The organism is Nibrella saemangeumensis, from assembly GCF_039541915.1.
GTDB classification, from domain to species: Bacteria; Bacteroidota; Bacteroidia; order Cytophagales; family Spirosomataceae; genus Nibrella; species Nibrella saemangeumensis.
The window spans coordinates 269,904-292,318 of sequence record NZ_BAABHD010000022.1 but is presented as its reverse complement, the minus strand read 5'-3'; the positions used below and the strand labels follow the sequence as shown (position 1 = coordinate 292,318).

The window sequence follows — 22,415 nt, the reverse complement described above, 5'->3', positions numbered from 1 at the left end:
TTACCCACCGTACACTTACCCAGGCTTCCGTTGGTCGCCTGGGCTTTTTTGTTGCCTTACCGGCTGCTCGTCCGCGTTTGTAACGCGAGACGGGCGAGGTCCGCGTCTGTGACGCGCTGATTCCGTACTTCTGCTACCAGCCAGTACACGCGCATTACAAATGCGCTCCTCGCCCGTCTCGCGTTACAAACGCGGACGAACAGTGTTACAAACGCGGACGAGCGGGTGCTTCCTCGCTCATGACCGGCAAATAAATCCGGAAGGTGGCACCCTGGCCGGGCTGGCTGCTGGCGGTGAGCAGGCCCTGATGCCGCTCGACAACCCGGCGGCAAATGGCCAGCCCAATGCCGCTGCCGGGGTACTGGCTGCGGCCGTGCAGGCGCTGAAAGATCTGAAAGATGCGCTCCTGGTGCTTCTCCTCAAAGCCGATGCCGTTGTCGCTGACGCTGATCTCCCACCATACCGGCTCGGACCGCTTTCGAAGAGCCTGAGGCAATTCGCCTTGCCGAAGAGCACGGACCCTGATCTGGATGTAAGGCGGCTGACCAGGCTTTGTAAATTTCAATGCATTGCCCAACAGGTTATTAAACAACTGCCAGAGTTGGCTAGGATCGCCCCAGACGGTCGGCAGCGGATCAACCTCCAGAATCGCCCCGGCCTGATTGATCACCGGCACCAGATCGCCTTCTACCTGCTGCAACACTTCCTTCAATGGAACAGGGGCAAACGGCTGACCGTGCGTTGATATGCGGGAATATGCCAGAATGTCCTGGATCAGGCTCGACATCCGGGCCGAGGCCGACTGCATTCGGCGGATCAGATCCTGGCCGTCGGCGGGTATTTGCGACGCATACTGGTTTACCAGCAGTTCGCCAAAGGCTTGTATCTTCCGCAGCGGCTCCTGTAAATCGTGCGACGCCACGTAGGCAAACGATTGCAGGTTTTCGTTCGACTGGCGCAGCTCCTCGTTGGCCGCTTCCAATTGACGCTGGTTGGCCCGCAGGCTTTCTTCGGCCCGCTTCTCGGCCGTTTTGTCCATAACCGTCAGCACCATACCATCGTCGCGCTTCACCACCGACAGGTTATACCAGCCTTTACCCTGGCCATAGTCATACTCTATATCTTCCCGAAAGGGCACTCCGGTTTCCACTACCGCAATGTATTTATCGAGCAATCCATTAGCTGCAACATCCGGAAAGAACTCCAGCATGGTATGACCAAGCAGCTGTTCATCCGTCCGGCTCACCCGCTGTCGGTTGGCCTCGTTCTGCAGCCTATAGCGAAAATCGATGATTTTTCCGCGCTCGTTCCGTACGGCCTCGAAGGCGATAATTCCGTTCTGGGAGCCGTCCAGCACTGTTCGTAGCGTCCGGGCCTGTTCCTCCGTCTGCCGCTGTGCCTTTTTCAGGTCATTGATCACCTGGTACATGGATACGATCCGGTCATCATCGAGCCGCACCACCTGGCAGTTGAGGTAATTGTCGTAGCCATCGTGCTGGTAGTGTTCCTCAAACTGCTGCGGCTCACCTGTTTCCAGCACGGCTTCGTAGGCTGCCCAGAACCTGGATTGCCGGACACCCGGAAACAGCCGCAGCATGGATTGACCCACGATCTGCTCCCGGCGCATTCCCGTCTCCCGTAAACCTTTGTCGCCGATGTACTCATAATACAGATCCTCCAGCTTACCGGCAGGATCACGCACCACTTTCAGAATAGCGATGGCGTGGAGCATAGAGGCCAGTACCGCCTGAAACGTCTCGGCCTGATACTGCCGCTCCCGCTCTGCCTGACGGGCCTCCAGTTCCGATTTCTTTAGTTGGGTGACGTCAATGTACGTGTAAAGGAGACCATCGCCGACGGGAATAAACGACCCATCGAACCACCCGTTCCAGCCATAATCGCTATAGGGAAATATGGCCTTCTGCGGCTGACCCGACTCCACCACCGCCACCATGCTCCGGAACAAATCCGAATGCTGCCAGCCGGGAAAGACGTCATGAATTAGCCGCCCGTTCATCTGCTCCACGGTTTTGCCGGCCAGCCGGGCGTTATACGCATTGGTAACCCGGTAGCGAAAATCCGTTATCCGGCCCGTTTGCGGCTCCCGTACCGCATCAACCAGGAGCAACCCGGCCTGAATGTTATCAATCACGGTTTGGAGCAGGTCAACCTGCTGGTTCCTGCGCTGATCGGTAACATCCTCAAAGCAGGCCAGTACCCCACCATTGTACGCTGTCAGGTGTTGCCGCAGCCACCGCCCCCGCTGCGCAAAATAATGATCTACCTCCTGAGCAATACCGGTTTCAACAACCTGAACCCACCGGTCAAAGATACCACTCACCCGTCCGTCGGGGTCGCAGGTCAGCATCGTCTGGGTCAGCATCTGCTCGCGGGAAAACCCGGCCAGGGCATACATAGCCTGATTACACTCCTCGCCCTGAAAATCGATGATCTGGCCTTCAGCATCCCGCAACGGGCTACTAAAGAGTAGCCCACAGGTAGCGGTTTCCAGCATCTGGCGTAGCAGCCCATCCGTCACCCTCGTGTCTTGTAAGGGGCAGCGCTGATACATGACCATAATGCCATCCGCTAACGGAAAAACGGACAGGTCATAGTGCAGCGCCCCATCCTGCGTGCCAAAACCCTGCGGGAAACGGGCGGGCCGCTGGGTCCGGATCACTTCGTCTGCCTGCCGGACAAACCAGGAAGCAACCGGTGCCCACCCGGCGGTTTCTTTAAAAGCAGATAGCTTTGCACCGGATACAAACGGACTATCCCCCGCCCACTCCGGTCCGGCCGGCGGGTTGAGTCCATCCAGGATCAGGTCGGCAATCCCTCCTTCTTTGTCTCTTACAGCCCTCAGGGTGATGGTTCCACTGACGGGTAACGGGAAAGGCAAGGTCACCAAAGCTACTGGCACTGCATTCATAAGGGTAGATCGTTTATAGGATAACGGCTCGCGGCCTGCGGCCGCTCTGATAAAACTGTATCCTCTTCCATTTAACAACGAAACGGGCAGGTAAAGATAGGGTAATCCCCAGATGAACAACTATTTCGGCGTGGCAGATGAACGCAGGGGTAGGGTAGTTTTTCCTTTTAAAGTGTACCCGAAACGTAAACTTTCTGTTTTTTCCTTTTTTCTTCATTTGTGCTTTTGATTCAGGTTTGTATATTTGAAATCGTTGCTTTTCAAAACGTTGGCAATTCTGCTCGTTTTAAGCAATTTCATTCATTGCGCTGCCTGCCTGTCCGTGTGCTTGTCCAAAGTTGAATAGTGGTTTATTCTGGTGCGCATTCTGTTGATTATTTGACCGTTATCATCCTTACTCTCTATGAAGGTCTCACCAACCGAACCGTATCAGATTGTTTACTCCTTGCTGGAACATGAATTTCTGGGCTACCTGATCGAAGCTTTTGTTGTTCAGTTGAACGGCCGGGGCGAACTCACGCTGCTCAACCAGACGCTGTCGACTCAGAACGCGGGTGAGTTTGCCGATGGGCTGGATGAACGGGATTTTGAATCGGTCCGGCTTATTGAAGCCATTCAGCAGGATGTTATTCTAAAAAAGTACAATACCCGAAAGCTCCCCTCCGTAGACTTTTTCCTGAAGACGTATGATCCGCACAAAGGCGATAAACTGATTCAGGAGGCCATTGCCGATTATCTGGAACGGATGAAAGCCAGAATCCTGCCCAGCATTGTCGGTAAGCCGCTGTACATCATGGGCAACGACGGCAACCCGGCCTGGCAGCCGGTCGAATGGATGACCGAACCCGCCAGGGTGTTTTTTCATTTTGTACGGAATGCCGACTCCACGCATTACTTCCCGATCATCCGCTACGAGGATACCCGCGTGGAGTTTCAGTTCAAAAACGCCCTGCTGCTGTGTGATGACCCGGCCTGGATGATGGTCAACAACCGCCTTTATCACTTCGATAAACAGGTAGATGGCAAAAAGCTACGGCCATTTCTGAACAAAAACCACATTGTTATCCCCAAAAATATTGAGGATCAGTATTATCAGCGGTTTGTGGCCCCGCTCATTGCTTCGTATGATGTCTTCGCCAAAGGGTTCGAAATCCGGACCGAAACGCTGGCCCCGGTACCGGTACTGACCGTAGCCGAGCAGCCGACAACCAGCCAGCCGGTCACGACCGCGCTGTTTGCCGGGTCTGGTGAGGAGGAAGACGACGTGGAGCGGCAGGACTCCGACCGGATGCGGTTTGAGCTTTTCTTCCAGTATGGCACGTTTCTGTTCCGGTACGACAATTCGCCATCAGCCACGGCCAACGTAAGTCTGGAAAAAAAAGGAGACGAGTACATCTTCTACAAAGTAAAACGCGATGCCCGCACCGAAACGCAAAAGTTGCTCTGGCTGAAAGAGAATGGCCTTGACCTGAAGCAGGGCTTTATCACCCTGGGCAAAGGAGAAGCTTTTGAGTGGCTATCCAGCCGCGGCAATACCCTGCATCATGCCGGCTTTGTGGTCCGGCAACCGGTAGCCAACGCCAAACGTTATTTCCTAGGCTATTCGTCGATTGAAGTGTCGATTCAGGAAGGCCGCGACTGGTTCGATATCTACGCCAAGGTCTGTTTCGGAGAATTCGAGATTCCGTTTATTAAGCTCCGTTCGCTGATTCTCAACAAGAAGCGGGAGTTTACCCTGCCCAATGGTGAGATCGCCGTAATCCCCGACACCTGGTTTACCAAATACTCGGAGCTGCTGGCGTTTCTGGAACACCCCGACGGCACCGACCAGCTTGTCCTGCGCAAGCACCACCTGGCCCTGGTGCAGGACCTGGAGCGCGACAGTCTGGCCACCACCGTGATCAGCCGCAAACTCGAACGGCTGCGTAACTTCGAGGAGATCGAGAGCAATCCGTTACCCGGCGGCTTTGCGGGAGCGCTGCGGCCTTACCAGAAAGCCGGTTACGACTGGATGAATTTCCTGAACCAGTACCGCTTTGGTGGCTGCCTGGCCGACGATATGGGTCTGGGTAAAACCGTCATGACACTAGCCATGTTGCAGGCCCAGAAGGAAGCCGGCGCACCGGAGCCATCGCTGCTGGTCATGCCTACGTCCCTGCTGTACAACTGGGAACTGGAATCCCGCAAGTTTACCCCCAATCTGCGCGTCATGGTCTACACCGGCACGTACCGCGACAAAAACACCGAACAGTTCGACGGATACGACCTGATCCTGACCTCCTACGGCATTGTCCGGATCGACATTGATCTGTTAAAAGAGTACCGGTTCAATTACGTCATTCTGGATGAGTCGCAGGCCATCAAAAACCCATCCTCACACATCACCAGGGCGGTCATGCAACTCAACTCCGGGCACCGGCTTATTCTGACCGGTACCCCGCTGGAGAACAGTACCATGGATTTGTGGGCCCAGATGACCTTCATCAACCCCGGCCTGCTGGGGAGCCAGACCTTCTTTCGCAACGAATACCAGGTGCCGATTGAGAAGCGCAATGACGAGCAGAAGACGCAACGGCTCTACAGCCTCATCAAGCCGTTTATGCTCCGGCGCAACAAAGCCCAGGTGGCCACCGACCTGCCCGAAAAGGTGGAAAGTATTCACTACTGCGAGATGACCGGCGACCAGGCCGATAAATACGAAGAAGCCAAATCCTACTACCGCAACCTGATACTGGAGCAGATTGAAGAGAACGGCATGGCCAAATCACAGATGGTGGTGCTGCAGGGCCTGACCAAACTGCGGCAGATTGCCAACCACCCCCGCCTGATCGACGAAGCGTATGCGGGGGACTCCGGCAAGCTCGAAGATGTGTTGATGCGTCTGGAAAGCGCCATGGCTGACAACCACAAGGTTCTGGTGTTCAGCCAGTTCATCAAACACCTTAACGTGTTCCGGCAGTACCTCAAAGAAAATCAGATCAGCTATGCCTACCTCGACGGCTCTACGCAGGACCGGCAGTCGCAGGTGAAACTGTTTCAGACCGACGACTCCATCAAACTATTCCTGATCTCGCTCAAGGCCGGCGGGTTGGGCCATAACCTGACGGCCGCCGATTATGTCTTTATCCTGGACCCCTGGTGGAACCCGGCCATTGAAGCGCAGGCCGTCGACCGGGCGCACCGTATCGGGCAGGAGAAGACGGTATTCACCTATAAGTTTATTACCAAAAATACGGTCGAGGAAAAGATTCTGGCGCTCCAGCGTTCCAAGCAAAAGCTGGCCAGCGACCTCATCTCCAGCGAAGAAAGCTTCGTGAAGTCACTAACAAAGGAAGATGTAATGGCACTGCTCGAATAAGCTACCGCATCAACTCCACCCACCCCTTTAGTTCCCGCCTAAGCCTTGTGTTTTGCAGTCGGTAATAGTAAAGCCCGGTGGGCAGGTTGGCACCGTCCCAGTCGTTGGTGTACGCTTCAGTCTGATACACGCGCTGCCCCGAGCGGTTGTAGACGGAGAGCCGCCAGGGAAGAAACTGAATGTTATCGATGTAGAAGGTTTCGTTGCGTCCGTCGCCGTTGGGCGTAAACACATTCGGTATTGGGCCCGGACAATCCACCACATCAACCCGGATGGTATCGGTGATGAGGCAGTACCGGGACGGAATCGTCAGGACGTACTCCCCTTTTGTGGTGACGCTCAGTTGTGAGGACGTAGAACCGGTACTCCACAGGTACGCATCCAGCGGGTGATTAGCGCGGAGTACCAGTTGCTCTCCCTGACACAGCACGGTATCGGCCGGTAACGAAATGGCCGGCTCCACCTCCACGCGTAAACTATCGCTGACGCTGCAGATACCACGGGTCGCCGTGACGGAATAAACCCCGGTTTGTCGGATCAGGTAGCGGGCCCGGGTGGTGCCATCCTGCCAGCGAAAGGCTGTATTTACAGAATCGGGCAGATCCAGGGCCACGGACTGCCCGGCACACAGGGTCGTATCTGCGCCTAGGTCAGCTACCGGAATCCTGTCGAAAACCTCAGTCACCGACACATCATCAATCAGGTAGTAGGCTGCGTTACGGGGTAAATCCGCCGTCACCACCTGAAGCCGGGTCTGCGCATCAGCAAAGAAGTTTCCGATCGTCAGGTAGCTATAGGCAGCTTCGGCAACAAAACAGGCTGAAACCTTTACCCACTGTCTGGTATCCCTGACCAATTCGGTCCGGTTGATCTGCGGTGTACCGGTCAGCACATAGCCGAAATTGACCGGCCCCGTCCGGATACCCACCGGATTGACCGAGAAAAACAGGCCCAGGTTGTTGGAAGCCGTATTGCTGGTTACTTCCGTCGATGTCCCTCCCGGGGAGCGGTCAAGCAGCAATACGTACATCTCGGCATAATAAGTAGCGCCCTGTTTCAGCGGTTGTTTCAGCTTTACCTGTATATACTCCCGGTACGAACCGGTGCGGGCCACGTAGGTGTAAACCCCAAGGCATTTACTACCGGTACGGGGTTGGGGTTCAACCTGATCTAAACGCTGCTGGCAGTTTTGCGGTAATATGCCGGCAGCAGACCAGATGTCAGGCGTACCGGCCGTGGGCGCATACCAATCGACGATGTATTCACTGACGTTTTCATTCTGGCGGGTAAAATCACATTGCGGCTTTTTGATGTCTTCAAAACCCGGGTTTGGCACCAGATTCTGCCCCATTACCGAACCCGCCCCGGCCAGGAGAATAAGCAGGCAGTATCGAAGGGTGGTCAGCAGCACGGCGTAAACTCTCTGTCAACAATGAAATAATGTTACACAAATCCGGCAAACGAATCAAATCCGGACACTTAGTGCAGGTAGACCCCAATCCGGCTCTCATTGCTTAACACGACCTCAACGTGCTCCGTCAAGGTCGTCGACAGTTCATAGCCGATGTAATCGGCGGCCACCGGGTAGCGGGGGTGGTTGCGGTCGACCAGCACAGCCACCTGGAGTTTACGCACGGCAACCGTCAGAAAGGGTTGCAGACTGAACGCCAGCGTCCGGCCGGAATTCAAGACATCATCTACCACAATCACTACGGTATCTGTGTAGTTAGCCGCCGGATTGTCAATCTGGATCGGGGGCTGGGCTTTTCTGGTTTTGTCCAGGTCCAGATGCAGCAGCGTCACGGCCAGCGGAGCGATCTGTTTCAGTTCATTCTCCAGCAGTTGGGCAAATACATACCCCTCGCCCGATACGCCCGCCAGCACCAGCGCCGACTCCTCAAAATTGTTCTCATATATCTGAAAGGCAATGCGCCGGATTTTCTGCTGTAACTGCTCAGCAGTCAGGATCTGCGTAGGCTGCGAACTCATGCGCTCATAAAAGATTTGGCTGCAAATTACACCGAAGTTGTCTATTTTTGTGCCTTCATTTTAAAGAGGCTGCCGAGGTACCTGTCGGTTGATGAGTGATTATGATTATTAAAACCAAAAAATACGCCTTAGACACCAAAACGTACATCAGTCTGGCCATTCGGAACTGGTTAAAAACAAACTGGTACTGGGGTTTTATCCCGCTAGGGCTGATTATCCTGAACGTAATTCTGAACGTAACCGGCGTTTACCCCAACATCTGGATCTACATCGTGGTGGTCCTGCTCACCATTCTGTATGTTGTGTTCTGGGCCATTCAGTTTACGGGGGTTACGCAGTCGGAGCAGTTTAAGCCGATGTTCCAGAAGTACGTATATGAAATTGACAGCCGCCAGATCCTGATGCGCATCAACGCCAAAGAAGGCGGCATTCTGAAATGGAACCAGATCCGGGGAGTTCAAAAGGAGAAAGACGCCTATGTGCTGATGCTCGCCAACGAAGACGCCATCTCGTCGCTGTCGATGAACTTCTTCATGAAAGCGCTGGCGAAGCAAATGGCCCGCGCCCAGTTTCTATACCTGCCCTACAGCATTTTCACCACCGAAAACGACCTCCGCTTTATGGATATCCTGCTGAAGCGGAAAGGGCTGCTGGCCGAGACCGAGAAATAACCTATACTTCTTCATACAAACCCTGTATCTGCCCCTGACCTGCGATCCGCCCGGTCAGGGGCGATTTTTTACCCATGAGAAAACTTGCTGTTGCGTGGCTGTGGCTGAGCCTGACGGTGCCGGTTACCGCCCAAACTAAAAGACAGATTACCCTGGATGAGGTCTGGGGCCAGAATGCTTTCGCCCAGAAAACGGTTGCCGGTGTCAACTGGATGAAAGCCGGTGGCTATTATACCTCCCTGGAAAGCGGCAGGGTAGTCCGCTACAGCATTGCTTCAGGCCAGGCCGCTGAGACGCTGTTTGATGAAAAACAGGCTAAAACGGAAGCCGGGCAGGCCATTCAGATAGAAGACTACCAGCTCAGCGCCGACGAACGGAAGCTGCTGATCACCACCGATGAAGAACAAATCTACCGCCGGTCGTCCAAGGCGGAGTTTTACATGTACGACCTTGACACAAAAAAACTGACCCGGCTGTCGGCCAAAGGGAAACAGATGTATGCAACCTTCTCCCCCAACGGTCGCAAAGTCGCCTTTATCCGCGACAACAACCTGTTTGTGACCGACCTCGGCACCATGACAGAGACGCAGCTCACCACCGACGGCAAGCGGAACGAAATCATCAACGGTGCGGCCGACTGGGTGTACGAAGAAGAATTCAGCATGTCGCGGGCCTTCGACTGGTCGCCGGACAGCCGCCGGATTGCCTGGCAGCGCTTTGATGAAAGCCGCGTACCGGAATTCAACATGCAGCGTTGGGGCTCACTTTACCCGGCCGATTACCGCTTCAAGTACCCCAAAGCCGGCGAAGCCAACGCTATTGTAACGATCTGGGTAATTGACCTGGATAAGCAAAAGAAAGTACAGATCGATACCGGCACCGAAACCGACATGTACCTGCCCCGCATTCGCTGGACCCAGAACCCGAATCTACTGTCAGTCCGCCGGTTAAACCGCCTGCAAAACCGGCTGGATCTGCTCCACGCCGACGCCATGACCGGCAAAACGTCAATTGTGCTGACCGAAAAAAGCCCCACCTACGTGGACCTAGAACTGACCGATGACCTGACGTACCTGCAAGACGGCAAAACCTTCCTCAACTCCAGCGAACGCAACGGCTACAAGCACCTCTACCTGCACGACATGAGCGGCAAGGCGATCCGGCAACTCACAACCGGTAACTGGGAGGTAGATAATGTGCTGGGCGTCGATGAGACTAGCAAGGTGGTTTACTTCACCTCCACAGAAGTGTCGCCCATGGAGCGCCACCTGTACCGAGTTGGACTCGACGGTAAAAATAAGATCAGACTGACCCCGCAGGCCGGGACGCATAGCATCAATATGAGTCCGGATTACAGCTACTACCTGCAATACCATACCACTACGGCATCGCCGTATACGGTAAGTGTGCAGCAGGCTCCCCGCGGGAAGGAAACTGCCGCCAAACTGGTCCGGACCGCCGAAAATAATGATGCGTTAAAAGCCCGTTTGCAGGAATACAGCATTTCGCCAAAGCGCTTTTTTCAGTTTACCACCTCCGAAAACGTCTCGCTCAACGGCTGGATGATTCGCCCCGTGAATTTCGACAGCACCCGCCGGTACCCGGTACTGATGTTTGTGTACGGCGGTCCCGGCTCCCAGCAGGTACGCAATACGTGGGAGGCCCGTGACTTTTTCTGGTACCAGACGCTGGCGCAGAAAGGGTACCTGATGGTCTGCGTTGATAACCGGGGTACCGGCGGCCGGGGTAAAGATTTCCGGACAGTTACCTATGGCCAGTTAGGTAAACTGGAAACGCAGGATCAGATCGAAGGGGCTAAATACCTGGGTACGTTGCCGTACGTGGATAAAAGCCGGATTGGTATCTGGGGCTGGAGTTTCGGTGGGTATATGTCGGCGCTCTGCATGACTATCGGAGCCGACTACTTCAAGGCGGGTATCTCAGTTGCCCCGGTTACTACCTGGCGTTTCTACGATACCATTTATACGGAACGCTTCCTGAAGCGCCCGCAGGACAACCCGTCCGGCTACGACGACAACTCTCCGCTGACCCACGCGGCCAAACTGAAAGGCAACTTCCTGCTCATCCACGGCACCGGCGATGACAACGTCCATTTCCAGAACGCCGTGGCGTTTCAGGATGCGCTGATCAAGGCCGGCAAACAGTTTCAGTCCTTTTACTACCCCAACCGGGCCCACGGCATCTCCGGCGGCAATACCCGCCTGCACCTGTACCGGATGATGACGGATTTTGTGGAGAAGAATTTGTAAGAAGACGTTGGACCAGACAGTTTGTAGTTTAACGTCTGATGTCTATTGTCCAACGTCTTTTGTTATATTTGTCTAAACAGCCTTTCTCCTTTATGCAGGTCACGTTGCAGATACCCCGGCGGATTGATGTGTTCTCGGATGAGGAGTTGTATGCCTTTTGTCAGGCAAACCCGGACCTCCGCATCGAGCGCGACGAAAACGGACAAATCATTATTATGCCCCCCACCGGACTTGAGAGTAGCCGCCGAAATATGAGTTTAGGGAGTTCCGTCTGGCAATGGAACCACCGCAAAAAAGCAGGAGTTGTAACCGACTCTAACGGCGGCTATACCTTGCCCGACACATCTATGCGGGCACCAGATGTAGGATTTGTAAGCAATGAACGTTTAGCAACTGTACCACCCGATGACCTGAAAAAGTTTGCCCGCGTCTGCCCCGACTTTGTTATCGAACTCCGTTCTGAATCAGATACGCTGATTGATTTGCAGCGGAAGATGGAGAAGTGGCTACAGAACGGCGTTCGTCTGGCCTGGCTGATTGATCCAGAGACGGAGCAAACGCATATCTACCGTCCTGGTAAAGAGCCGGAAATGCGTTCTTTCGCTGAAGCCTTATCTGGAGAAGGTGTGCTGGAAGGTTTTGAGTTAAATGTAAAAGAGGTATTTGAATCGTAAGTAGACCGGAATACAATTCCGGTCTACTTACTTCCCCTTATTCGTAAAATCAACTACTGTTACATCCGCCAGCCACGGGCCAACCACTTTACCAAATTCTTTATGGGCGGGGTGTGGCAGGTAGGTATCCCGATCCTTCTCATTGTCAAAGGTCAGGATGAAGGCATGGGTTAGACCTTTATCAAGCTTCTCGGGGCTATTGTTGGTGCCCCACTGAAAGCCTTTGATTTCTTTGATCTTGGAGGGCAGCGCTTCAAAAGCGGCTACAATCTCGTTTACTTTCTCCGGCGTCGTCTCCGGCTTAAACTTAAACAGCACCACGTGCTGCAATACATTTCCATTCATTTTCTTTCCGGTTTGGGCATACGCGCCTACAGACAACAGGCAGGTAAAAGCCAGTAGCGCAACAATTCGTTTCATGGGTTATACAGGTAGATTTGATATGAGAAGCGCCACCCCAAACAGGGCAGCGCTTCAAAAAGTATCAGATCAGGCCAATATACTGGCATTACTGCTCCGCCGGCTGTCCCAGTTTCTCTTTCAGGTTAGCATCCAAAGCTTCCAGGAACTCCTGAGTATACAGGAAGTGCAGACCATGCTTTACGTCGTTTCCATATACGGAAATTGCCAGGTCTTTGGTCATCTTACCGCTCTCTACGGTTTCGATACATACCTGCTCCAGCGCGTGGCAGAAGTCGATCAGTTGCTGATTGCCATCCAGTTTACCCCGGAACGCCAGACCACGGGTCCAGGCAAAAATCGAGGCAATGGGATTGGTAGAGGTTGGGTTACCTTTCTGGTGTTCGCGGTAGTGGCGCGTTACGGTACCGTGGGCCGCTTCGGCTTCCATGGTTTTGCCGTCCGGCGTAACCAGAACGGAAGTCATTAGACCCAGTGAGCCAAAGCCCTGCGCTACGGTGTCCGACTGAACGTCGCCATCGTAGTTCTTACAGGCCCAAACAAAGTTACCTTCCCACTTCAGGGCGGAAGCCACCATGTCGTCGATCAGGCGGTGTTCGTAGTGAACGCCCTTCTCTTTGAATTCGGCTTCGTAAATCTCCTGGAAAATATCTTTGAAACGACCATCGTACTTTTTCAGGATGGTGTTTTTAGTGGAGAGGTACAGCGGCCAGCCTTTCTGCAGGGCCATGTTGAAACACGCTTTAGCAAAACCACGGATCGAATCTTCGGTATTGTACATACCCATGGCCACACCGGCACCTTTGAAGTTATAGACGTCGTACTCCTGTACCTGACCGTCTTCACCCTCAAATTTGATGGTCAGCTTACCCGGACCCGGCACCACAAAATCCGTGGCGCGGTACTGGTCACCAAAGGCGTGACGGCCCACGATGATCGGCGCTTTCCAGTTGGTTACCAGACGCGGTACGTTCTGAATTACGATCGGCTCGCGGAATACCGTACCGTCCAGGATGTTCCGGATGGTACCGTTCGGCGACTTCCACATCTGCTTCAGATTGAATTCTTTCACGCGGTCTTCGTCGGGCGTAATGGTGGCGCATTTGATACCAACACCATACTGCTTGATCGCATTGGCCGCGTCGATGGTTACCTGGTCGTTGGTCTCATCACGATACTCAACACCCAGGTCATAATATTTGATGTCTACGTCGATGTAGGGGAGAATCAACTTGTCCTTAATGAACTTCCAGATAATGCGGGTCATTTCGTCGCCATCCAGCTCGACTACCGGGTTGGCCACTTTAATTTTCTCCATGTGCTTCGATTTGTAAATCAGATGAAACGATTCGGGAATCAACGCGCAAAAGTAGTAATTATGCCCGAACGGGGAAAACAATATTCCCAAGTTCTACCGTTTGCTACCATCTTAGCAGTTTTCCGTATATTTATCGGTAATACATCCCCAACGACCTCTTATTATTTGGCCTTTCATGAAAATCTTTACCAAAGGGCTGCTGCTGTTTACCCTGCTCCCAGGCCTGCTGATCGCCCAGCCAAAAAAAGCCAGAACCGCCGACCGCGGCCTCGACAAGCTGAAACAGGAAGCCATCGCTGAAGTTGAAAAACGAAAAGAACTGGGCCAGCAGATCAACGATATGCTGTTCAGTTTCTCCGAACTGGGCTTTCAGGAAGAAGAAACGTTCAAGTACCTGACCACCCTGCTGGAGAAAGAAGGTTTTACCGTGCAGAAAGGCATTGCCAACATGCCTACCGCCTGGATTGCCACCTGGGGTTCGGGCAAGCCGGTGATCGCCATCGGCAGCGACGTCGACTGCATCCCAAAAGCAAATCAAAAACCGGGTGTCGCCTATCATTCGCCACTGGTTGAAGGAGCCCCCGGCCACGGCGAAGGCCATAACTCGGGGCAGGCGCTCAACATCGTAGCCGCCCTGGCCGTCAAGCAACTGATGGAGCGGGAGAAAATTCCGGGCACGCTGATGCTCTGGCCCGGTGTGGCGGAGGAACTCGTGGCCGCCAAGGCCTTCTACGTCCGCGACGGCTACTTCAAAGACGTAGACGCCTGCATCTTCACCCACGTTGACAACAACTTAGGCGTATCGTACGGCGATGCAAGCTTTACTGGACTGATCTCAGCAAAATTTACTTTTGAAGGACAGGCTGCCCATGCTGCTGGAGCTCCCTGGCGGGGCCGTAGTGCGTTAGACGCAGTAGAATTAATGAACATTGGCTGGAATTTTCGCCGTGAGCATCTGGAGTTAAGTCAGCGATCGCACTATGTCATCCCGGATGGTGGAGATCAACCTAATGTTGTGCCATCCAAAGCCTCTGTCTGGTATTACTTCCGTGAGCGGTCGTATCCTAAAATCAGAAAACTTTTTGAAACTGGCCTCAAGACAGCTGAAGGAGCCGCATTGATGACAGACACTAAGTTTACGTATGAAATACTAGGATCAGCATGGCCACAGCACTTTAATAAGCCCATTGCTGAAGCTATGTTCGAAAATATAAAAAAGGTAGGTCTGCCTACCTGGTCGGAAGAAGACCAATTGCTGGCAAAAGCTATTCAGCTCGAAATTCAGGCCCCCAAAACAGCAGGTTTAAACACGAGATTAGACTCTATTGGGCTTCCAGCAGCCTCCCCAACGGTAATGATGGGAGGACAAACCATGATGGTCATGGCTGGTGGCTCCGACGACATTGCGGATATTTCCTGGTCGCTGCCGACGGTGGTGCTGCGTTATCCCTCCAACATTCCGGGGCTGCCCGGCCACCACTGGTCCAACGCCATTTCGATGGCGACACCCATTGCCCACAAAGGGATCGTGGCCGGGGCCAAGGCCGAAGCCATGACGCTGCTCGACCTGCTTACCAAACCGGACCTCATCAGAAACGCCTGGGCCTACTACAAGGAAGAGCAAACTAAAGAGGTGAAGTACACTCCGCTGATTTCACCGAAGGAGATACCGGCCGTGTACCTGAATCGCGAGATCATGGCCAAATTCAAACCGGAGCTAAAAAAATACTACTACGACCCCAGCAAGTATAAGACGTATCTGGAGCAGTTAGGAATCAAATACCCAACGCTACGCGACGACCAGCGGGCCGAACTGGTAAAACAGAAAGAATCAAAAGGTAAGTAAGTCTGAAAACAGCAAGGCGGGCAATCACCCGCTTTTCTGTTTTCAGACCATTCCATCAGGTATTTGATACGATGGATAACCATCGACTTTAACGACGCGTTACGGTCTCATACTTTTTTCCTAGTTGTGTATGAGACTTTATAGACTATTTAGTTTTATTGGTTTACTTACCGCCTGTACCTCCTGCATCCGAATTGGTCCTTACGGCGATAAGAATTTTAACCCCGTCACCCGAACGATCAATCCGGCCGATGTAGCCCTGCCGGAAGGTTACAAACTAGAGGCCGTTGCCCAGGGACTCACCTACCCTTCTGCAATTACCTTCGATGAAAACGGGACGCTCTACGTCATTGAGGCAGGTTACAGCTACGGGGAAGACTTTCAGACACCCCGCCTTGTCCGAATCAATGCCGACGGCAGCAAGCAGACCATTCTGGAGGGTGACCCCAAAACGGCTCCCTGGAATGGTGTCACGTACCGCAACGGCTACTTCTACATTGCCGAAGGGGGCGAAACTGCCGGTGGGAATATTGTTCGCGTCTCCCGCACCGGCGAACGCCGGGTACTTATCGCCAACCTGCCCACTATGGGTGACCATCACACCAACGGCCCCGTCATCGGTAATGACAACTACCTGTACTTTTCTACCGGCACCGCTACGAACAGTGGTATAGTGGGCGAAGACAATTTCAAATTCGGCTGGCTGAAGCGCCATCCCAACTTCCACGATATTCCCTGTCAGGATATCACGCTAACCGGCCGGAACTACACCGAAAAGAACGTGCTGGCCGAGGGTAAGGTAACCACCGGCGCGTTTCTGCCTTACGGTACGCCATCCACGCCCAATCAGGTAATCAAGGGACAGATACCGTGCAGTGGAGCCGTCATGCGCATACCGCTGGAAGGCGGGCAGCCAGAATTGGTGGCGTGGGGCTTCCGTAACCCCTTTGGCCTGCTCTTCCACAACAACCAGCTTTACCTGACTGACAATGGCTTCGACGACCGGGGCAGCCGGCCCGTCTGGGCCGCGCCCGACTTCCTGTGGCGCGTAGAGCGGGGCCGCTGGTACGGCTGGCCCGACCATGCCGCCGATTTCTCTGTGCAACCGCAGGGCCAGCTACTGGCTTCGCAGCCTAATCAGGTGCCGACCCCACTGGCCCGGTTTGGCTGTCATTCGTCGGCGGTGGGTATGGACTTCTCCGATAGTGACGCCTTCGGATACCGGGGAGAAGTGTTTGTGGCCCAGTTTGGCGATCAGGCACCGGATGTCGGCAAGATCTATCAGCATGTTGGCTATAAGGTAGTGCGGGTAAACCCAGGCACGGGCGTGATCACCGACTTCGCCGTCAACAAAGGTAGGAAGAATGGACCCGCATCCCGGCAGAAAAGCGGAGGTCTGGAACGGCCGGTCGATGTAAAGTTCTCGCCCGACGACCGCGCTATGTACATCGCCGATTTTGGGGTGATGGAAATTACGAAAAGCGGACCGGCTCCTAAAAAACAAACCGGCGTTATCTGGCGAATCACTAAACAGTAAAACCATGAGACTAAGACAACAAATCCTACTGATAGTAACCGTTCTGCTCCTGTCACTGTCATCCTGCAGCTACCGGCAACGCCAGCCTGTCCGAAAGCCACTGGCCCTGAATGATAAAGCAGTTCATGGCCAGCAGGTATATATGATGCACTGCCAGCCGTGTCATCCGCAGGGCGAAGGAGCGGCCGGGTGGCCATTCCCGCAGGTGCCCCTTCCGGGCGTTGCCTACAAGTTCCGCGTCCGCAGCAAGGCGTTCTCGCTGGGGTTAGGGAAGATGCCGTCTTTCAAGGAAAACAAAATATCCAGACAGGAGCTGGACGATCTGGTGGATTACCTGAAAGCCATGCGGACGAATAACGAATACGCAAATATGGCAAAACGATAGTTTTTCTACACTAGAAAGACGGGCGAAAAGCCCGTCTTTCCAGTGGAAAACAGTAACTTAAAGCAGTATTTCAATTAATCACTCAAACGTATGCAGCCTTCTGTAAAATGGTTCGAAATACCCGTGTCGGACCTGGCCCGTGCCGCCGGTTTTTACGGTAAGTTGTTTGACACCCCCGTAATGCATCTGGACCTGGGCGATCTGAAAATGGGCCTGCTTGCCGGTGGTCAGGGAGCGCTGGTACAACACCACGCCTATAAGCCCTCCCACGAAGGTGTGCTTCTGTTTTTCGACGGGGGTAATGATCTGGCGGAGCTGCTCGACCGGGTAGAGCCGGCGGGTGGTAAGGTCATCCGGACGAAAACGCAGATTAGCCCGGAACAGGGATTTATGGGGTTGTTCGAAGATTCGGAAGGCAACCGGCTGGGGCTTCGGTCGCAGCAGTAGGTTAAAACAGCGTCTTTACATCCAGTACCAGATCATCCGGCACAGCGGACTTGAGTTCGCCTTCCAGTACCGAAGCGGCACTCAGCAGTTCATACCGCTCGTTGTTGAGCGTATAAATTTCTATTTCCTGGTTAGAGGGGTCTACTATCCAGTATTCCTTAACGCCGAATCGTTCGTACAGGTCTTTCTTCGTGAACCGGTCCCGCACCACCGAGGTTGGCGAAATGATCTCGACTACCAGTTGGGGAACACCTTCGATGCCGTTATCAGTGACAATTGCCTCGTTTGCGGTCGCCACAAACACTAAGTCAGGTTGGGGAGAATTGGTATCATCCAGAAAAACATCAACCGGAGCGAAAAACAACTCGCCCAGATTATTCTGACTGATAAATGCGTCCAGGGCCAGGGTAAGCTTCCGGGCGACGCGTTGGTGGGCGGGCGTTGGGGCCTTCTTTTTCACAAGTTCACCATCTAAGAGTTCATACCAGTGCCTGTCGTTCTCTGCGAACTCCAGATTCCGGAACTCGTGTACGGTCATCTTTTTCACGCCCAACGCAACAGCCATAACTTTAGAAACAACGGGTTTAACGGGTATATCCCAAAGATAACTTAACCCGTTAGGATTCACAACGTCCCGCCAAAAATCACTAACTTTGCGATTACGATTCAAATAAGGCACTTCGCCCTGTTTGAGGCATAGACAAGACAGCATTGTATGTTTGAGAATCTTCAGGATAAGTTAAATCAGGCCTTCAAGACCCTCAAAGGGCAGGGCCGGATTACCGAAATCAACGTCGCCACCACCGTGAAAGAGGTGCGCCGGGCACTGACCGACGCCGACGTTAACTATAAAGTGGCTAAAGAAGTAACCGACCGCGTCAAGCAGAAAGCACTCGACCGCAAGGTACTCATCGCTGTAGAGCCGGGCCAGCTGTTCGTAAAAATCGTGCAGGAGGAACTGACCGAGCTGATGGGCGGTGAAGCCGAAAGCATCAACGTCAAAGGCGATCCGGCTATTATTCTGATCGCCGGTCTGCAGGGTTCGGGCAAAACAACCTTTTCCGGCAAACTCGCGGCTCACCTGAAAAAACAGGGCCGCAACGTCCTGCTTACCGCCTGCGACATTTACCGCCCGGCGGCCATCGACCAGTTGAAAGTACTGGGTGAGCAGGTAGGCGTAGAGGTATACGCCGAACCCGAGAACAAAAATGCCGTTCAGATTGCGCAGAACGCCCTGGCCCACGCCCGCAAAACGGGTAAGAAAGTGGTGATTGTCGATACCGCCGGTCGTCTGGCCATCGATGAAGCCATGATGCAGGAGGTGGAAAACCTCAAAAAAGCGCTGGCTCCCTCGGAGACGCTGTTCGTGGTAGACTCTATGACGGGACAGGATGCCGTCAACACGGCCAAAACCTTCAATGAGCGGCTGAACTTCGACGGCGTAGTGCTGACCAAGCTCGACGGTGATGCCCGAGGTGGGGCGGCCCTATCGATCAAGACGGTCGTGAACAAGCCGATCAAGTTTATCAGCACCGGCGAGAAAATGGAAGCGCTCGACGTGTTCTACCCCGACCGGATGGCCAGCCGGATTCTGGGGATGGGCGACGTCATATCGCTGGTCGAGCGGGCGCAGCAGGCTTTCGACGAAGATGAAGCCAAGCGGATCAACGCCAAAATGCGTAAGAACCAGTTCGACTTTAACGACTTCCTGTCGCAGCTGCAGCAGATCAAAAAGATGGGTAACGTCAAGGACCTGCTGGGTATGATTCCGGGCATGGGCAAGATGGTGAAGGACCTGGACATCGACAACGACTCCTTCAAGCCCATCGAAGCCATGATCAACTCCATGACGCCCAAGGAGCGCGAACGGCCAGACATGATTGACAACAACCGCAAACGCCGGATTGCCGCCGGTAGCGGTACCACCATCCAGCAGGTCAACAATCTGCTGAAGCAATTTGATGAAATGCGCAAAATGATGAAGAAGATGAACCAGATGCAGGCATCCGGCAAGCTGAACAAAATGATGCGCTAAGCAGTCCGTCCGACAGATTATATAACAAAATAGCGGCTTCAGGCCGCTATTTTGTTATATATTGAGTACATTAGTATAGTAATCCTATAGCGCAAAAGTATATAATGTTTATATGAACATTTTTACGAGACCTAACTGGGTTTGTTTACTTCTCGTACTCGCTTATCTGATTCCTGTAAAGCAGGCATTCGGGCATCATATTGTCGGCGGTGATATCAGCATGGTCAACCTGGGCCAGCCGGGTTATTTCCGTCTGTCCCTGAACCAGTTTTGGGACGAGGAAGGGATTGCCCTGAGTGGTAATAACGGTAATTATGAAGCAAATCTGACCGTTTTTGTTTATAGCCTGCGTACGCGGCAGTTGATGGACCAGTTTCAGCTTAACCGTACCAGCAAGCAGGATTTCTCCTACGAAAACCCCACCTGCGCCCGTTCGCAGGGACTACGCACCTCCGAGGTACGCTATTCCGCCGACGTACGGTTCAACCCCGACCGCTACACGGATCCCTCCGGTTACTACATAGTCTGGGAACGCTGCTGTCGCAATGCCGCCGTCAGTAACATTGCCACGCCCGGCCAGGTAGGTATGGTCTTTTATATGGAGTTTCCGGCCATGCGTCCCAACAGCCGCACCATCATCAACTCTTCGCCTGATTTTGTATTGCCGAACGGTAAGTACGCCTGCGTAAACAAACCGTTTCAATTGCTTTTTAAAGCCAACGATGCCGACGGCGATGAACTCCGCTACCGGCTGGTTACCCCGCTGGTCGGTTACACCTCATCCACGCAAAGTCTGGTAATCACTCCGCAGTCGCGTACCTCCTACCCCACGGCCACCTGGCGAACCGGCTACAGCGACCGGGTTATGATTCCGGGGCCTGTCCCCCTGCAAATCAACGAACGTACCGGCGAACTCACGCTCACTGCCGGCCAGGAGGGCTTGTTTGTCTTTGCCGTTGAAGCGGTCGAACTCCGGGATGGCGTGCCCATCGGGCTGGTACGCCGGGAATTTCAATTAATGGTTAAGGACTGTAATCCGATTACGGCCCCGGCCCCGGTCGTCACCAGCAACAGTCTGCCGGCTACAGACGTGTCGTTCTGCTCCGGCGGCAGCGTCCGGCTCGAAACCCAGGCCGACCCCAAATGGCTACTCCAGTGGCAGAAAGACAAAGTGAATATTACCGGCGCAACCGGCCCAACGCTGACCGTCAGGGAACCTGGCGTTTATACGGTGGTTAAAAGCCTCTCGGATGTCTGCGCCAAAGACACCGTCTCCCAGCAGGTTAACGCCACCCTCACGCCCGCGGCCAGGGTGAAGCTGACCCCGTCGGGCTCCCTGTCACTGTGCGAGGGCGAATCTGTCCGGCTCCAAACCAGCCCGGCCCAGGGAACCCTGCGCTGGTTTCACAACAAAACCGATCTTAATCAGCCAAACGTTCCCGCCATTACGGCTCAGCTTAGCGGCACCTACCTGGTTGAATATACCGAAACGGGTAACGCCTGCCCAGGGCGGGACAGTGTCCGTCTCCTGGTTAATCCGGCACCAACAGCGTCGCTTGCGGCATCGCCCCGGCCTGTTGTCTGCGGTTCCACCCCCGTTCAGCTTACCGCTACCAGTTCCTCCGGTGTACAGTACGCCTGGCTGCGCGATGGCGCTCCCTGGCAAGAGACCACCCAGCCTGCGATAGCTACCTCCCGGAAAGGGCGTTACCAGGTAGCCGTTACCGACCGCAACGGCTGCCGGGGCACCTCGGCTTCGCTGGACATAACCGAGGCCCCGCTCCCCCTCATCCGGTTTGATTCAATCGCTCCCATCTGCGACACCCGTAACGCTGTTACCCTGGCCGCTACGCCCACCGGTGGCCAGTATGCGGGTACAGGCACGGCCGGTAACCAGTTCGACCCGGCGGCCGCCGGTCCCGGCCAGCATACCGTCACCTACACGTATACCGACGCGAACGGGTGTAAAAACCAGCAGACCCGGATTGTTCTGGTCCAGGAAGATGTAGGGCTGAATATGCCGGAGGAGTTGGTCGTGTTGCGCGGAGAATCCGGCGTAATGCCCGTTACGGTTAAGATACCCGTTGTGCAGGCTACGTGGTCGCCCCCCGATGATCTGGATAATCCGGATGTGCTGCAACCGACCACCCGACCTGAGGATTCAAAAACCTATACGATCGCCGTGGTGACAGCGTCGGGTTGCCAGGCAGAAGGGAAAATCCACGTCAAAGTAGTTGAGCGGATGTTCCTCCCCACGGCCTTTTCGCCCAATAACGACGGTGCCAACGATACCTGGGAGCTTAGAGGTGTCCATAATTTCCCCGATTGCGACGTATATATCTTCAACCGCTGGGGCAGCGTCATTTTTTACTCCAAAGGCTACCAGCAGCCCTGGGACGGCACCTACCGGGGTGAGCGGGTAGAGCCCGGCACATACACCTTCCGGATCGACACGAACCTCAAGTCAATTCAGTACCGGGGGCACATTACGGTCCTGTACTGAAATGCCGGAATAATAAAAAAACAGCTTCTGGCC

At 54.1% G+C, this 22,415-nt stretch carries 16 protein-coding genes; 10 read left to right on the top strand and 6 right to left on the bottom strand.

The genetic code is table 11. The features are described from left to right. Positions 1 to 205: 205 nt before the first annotated feature. Positions 206 to 2,929: a PAS domain-containing protein gene (locus ABD949_RS09100; protein WP_345242718.1), complete on the bottom strand. Its 2,724-nt coding sequence runs from the start codon at positions 2,927 to 2,929 to the stop codon at positions 206 to 208. Between the two features lie 403 nt (positions 2,930 to 3,332). Between ABD949_RS09100 and ABD949_RS09095 the strand changes: the two genes are divergently transcribed. Continuing rightward, a complete protein-coding gene (locus ABD949_RS09095; RefSeq protein WP_345242716.1) occupies positions 3,333 to 6,287 on the top strand; it encodes a DEAD/DEAH box helicase in 2,955 nt (984 codons plus the stop codon). Position 6,288: 1 nt separating this feature from the next. Here ABD949_RS09095 and ABD949_RS09090 read toward each other — a convergent pair whose 3' ends face one another. Together ABD949_RS09090 and ABD949_RS09085 are read right to left on the bottom strand one after the other, a co-directional pair. After that, complete coding sequence (locus tag ABD949_RS09090; RefSeq protein ID WP_345242714.1) at positions 6,289 to 7,698, bottom strand: T9SS type B sorting domain-containing protein; 1,410 nt, start codon at positions 7,696 to 7,698, stop codon at positions 6,289 to 6,291. A 68-nt stretch (positions 7,699 to 7,766) separates the two neighbouring features. Next, entirely contained in the window at positions 7,767 to 8,276 is a 510-nt protein-coding gene (locus ABD949_RS09085; protein ID WP_345242712.1) for a phosphoribosyltransferase family protein, read from the bottom strand. Positions 8,277 to 8,377: 101 nt separating this feature from the next. Between ABD949_RS09085 and ABD949_RS09080 the strand changes: the two genes are divergently transcribed. From ABD949_RS09080 to ABD949_RS09070, 3 genes are all read left to right on the top strand, one after another. Then, positions 8,378 to 8,947 (top strand): YcxB family protein, encoded by a 570-nt coding sequence (locus ABD949_RS09080; RefSeq protein ID WP_345242710.1) that lies wholly within the window; start codon positions 8,378 to 8,380, stop codon positions 8,945 to 8,947. A 74-nt stretch (positions 8,948 to 9,021) separates the two neighbouring features. Next, positions 9,022 to 11,217 carry a S9 family peptidase gene (locus tag ABD949_RS09075; protein WP_345242708.1) on the top strand — a complete coding sequence of 732 codons (2,196 nt, stop codon included), beginning with the start codon at positions 9,022 to 9,024 and terminating at the stop codon, positions 11,215 to 11,217. A gap of 92 nt (positions 11,218 to 11,309) precedes the next feature. Further along, positions 11,310 to 11,891: a Uma2 family endonuclease gene (locus ABD949_RS09070; RefSeq protein WP_345242706.1), complete on the top strand. Its 582-nt coding sequence runs from the start codon at positions 11,310 to 11,312 to the stop codon at positions 11,889 to 11,891. Between the two features lie 27 nt (positions 11,892 to 11,918). Here the strand turns inward: ABD949_RS09070 and ABD949_RS09065 are convergent, their stop codons facing one another. After that, on the bottom strand, positions 11,919 to 12,311 hold the full coding sequence (locus ABD949_RS09065; protein ID WP_345242704.1) for a Dabb family protein: 393 nt from the start codon (positions 12,309 to 12,311) through the stop codon (positions 11,919 to 11,921). Positions 12,312 to 12,399: 88 nt separating this feature from the next. Further along, positions 12,400 to 13,629 carry an NADP-dependent isocitrate dehydrogenase gene (locus tag ABD949_RS09060; RefSeq protein WP_345242702.1) on the bottom strand — a complete coding sequence of 410 codons (1,230 nt, stop codon included), beginning with the start codon at positions 13,627 to 13,629 and terminating at the stop codon, positions 12,400 to 12,402. Positions 13,630 to 13,804: 175 nt separating this feature from the next. Between ABD949_RS09060 and ABD949_RS09055 the strand changes: the two genes are divergently transcribed. From ABD949_RS09055 to ABD949_RS09040, 4 genes are all read left to right on the top strand, one after another. Then, positions 13,805 to 15,475, top strand: a complete 1,671-nt coding sequence (locus ABD949_RS09055; protein ID WP_345242700.1) for an amidohydrolase — start codon at positions 13,805 to 13,807, stop codon at positions 15,473 to 15,475. A gap of 130 nt (positions 15,476 to 15,605) precedes the next feature. Beyond that, positions 15,606 to 17,012, top strand: coding sequence for a PQQ-dependent sugar dehydrogenase (locus ABD949_RS09050; protein ID WP_345242698.1), 1,407 nt, complete (start codon positions 15,606 to 15,608; stop codon positions 17,010 to 17,012). 4 nt (positions 17,013 to 17,016) lie between these two features. After that, positions 17,017 to 17,397, top strand: coding sequence for a c-type cytochrome (locus ABD949_RS09045; RefSeq protein ID WP_345242696.1), 381 nt, complete (start codon positions 17,017 to 17,019; stop codon positions 17,395 to 17,397). A gap of 90 nt (positions 17,398 to 17,487) precedes the next feature. Beyond that, on the top strand, positions 17,488 to 17,844 hold the full coding sequence (locus ABD949_RS09040) for a VOC family protein (RefSeq protein WP_345242694.1): 357 nt from the start codon (positions 17,488 to 17,490) through the stop codon (positions 17,842 to 17,844). Position 17,845: 1 nt separating this feature from the next. Here the strand turns inward: ABD949_RS09040 and ABD949_RS09035 are convergent, their stop codons facing one another. Further along, on the bottom strand, positions 17,846 to 18,409 hold the full coding sequence (locus ABD949_RS09035; protein ID WP_345242692.1) for a Uma2 family endonuclease: 564 nt from the start codon (positions 18,407 to 18,409) through the stop codon (positions 17,846 to 17,848). A 150-nt stretch (positions 18,410 to 18,559) separates the two neighbouring features. Here ABD949_RS09035 and ffh point away from each other — a divergent pair, with 150 nt between their 5' ends. Continuing rightward, on the top strand, positions 18,560 to 19,879 hold the full coding sequence (ffh, locus tag ABD949_RS09030) for a signal recognition particle protein (RefSeq protein ID WP_345242690.1): 1,320 nt from the start codon (positions 18,560 to 18,562) through the stop codon (positions 19,877 to 19,879). Positions 19,880 to 19,991: 112 nt separating this feature from the next. Continuing rightward, positions 19,992 to 22,382 carry a T9SS type B sorting domain-containing protein gene (locus ABD949_RS09025; protein ID WP_345242688.1) on the top strand — a complete coding sequence of 797 codons (2,391 nt, stop codon included), beginning with the start codon at positions 19,992 to 19,994 and terminating at the stop codon, positions 22,380 to 22,382. The last annotated feature ends 33 nt before the right edge of the window (positions 22,383 to 22,415 follow it).

Coding starts and splice junctions, on each gene's coding strand:
- ABD949_RS09085 (WP_345242712.1), bottom strand. CDS start 8,276: ATGAGTTCGCAGCCTACGCAGATCCTGACTGCTGAGCAGTTACAGCAG.
- ABD949_RS09095 (WP_345242716.1), top strand. CDS start 3,333: ATGAAGGTCTCACCAACCGAACCGTATCAGATTGTTTACTCCTTGCTG.
- ABD949_RS09050 (WP_345242698.1), top strand. CDS start 15,606: ATGAGACTTTATAGACTATTTAGTTTTATTGGTTTACTTACCGCCTGT.
- ABD949_RS09045 (WP_345242696.1), top strand. CDS start 17,017: ATGAGACTAAGACAACAAATCCTACTGATAGTAACCGTTCTGCTCCTG.
- ABD949_RS09025 (WP_345242688.1), top strand. CDS start 19,992: ATGAACATTTTTACGAGACCTAACTGGGTTTGTTTACTTCTCGTACTC.
- ABD949_RS09055 (WP_345242700.1), top strand. CDS start 13,805: ATGAAAATCTTTACCAAAGGGCTGCTGCTGTTTACCCTGCTCCCAGGC.
- ABD949_RS09100 (WP_345242718.1), bottom strand. CDS start 2,929: ATGAATGCAGTGCCAGTAGCTTTGGTGACCTTGCCTTTCCCGTTACCC.
- ABD949_RS09060 (WP_345242702.1), bottom strand. CDS start 13,629: ATGGAGAAAATTAAAGTGGCCAACCCGGTAGTCGAGCTGGATGGCGAC.
- ABD949_RS09070 (WP_345242706.1), top strand. CDS start 11,310: ATGCAGGTCACGTTGCAGATACCCCGGCGGATTGATGTGTTCTCGGAT.
- ABD949_RS09040 (WP_345242694.1), top strand. CDS start 17,488: ATGCAGCCTTCTGTAAAATGGTTCGAAATACCCGTGTCGGACCTGGCC.
- ffh (WP_345242690.1), top strand. CDS start 18,560: ATGTTTGAGAATCTTCAGGATAAGTTAAATCAGGCCTTCAAGACCCTC.
- ABD949_RS09080 (WP_345242710.1), top strand. CDS start 8,378: ATGATTATTAAAACCAAAAAATACGCCTTAGACACCAAAACGTACATC.
- ABD949_RS09035 (WP_345242692.1), bottom strand. CDS start 18,409: ATGGCTGTTGCGTTGGGCGTGAAAAAGATGACCGTACACGAGTTCCGG.
- ABD949_RS09075 (WP_345242708.1), top strand. CDS start 9,022: ATGAGAAAACTTGCTGTTGCGTGGCTGTGGCTGAGCCTGACGGTGCCG.
- ABD949_RS09065 (WP_345242704.1), bottom strand. CDS start 12,311: ATGAAACGAATTGTTGCGCTACTGGCTTTTACCTGCCTGTTGTCTGTA.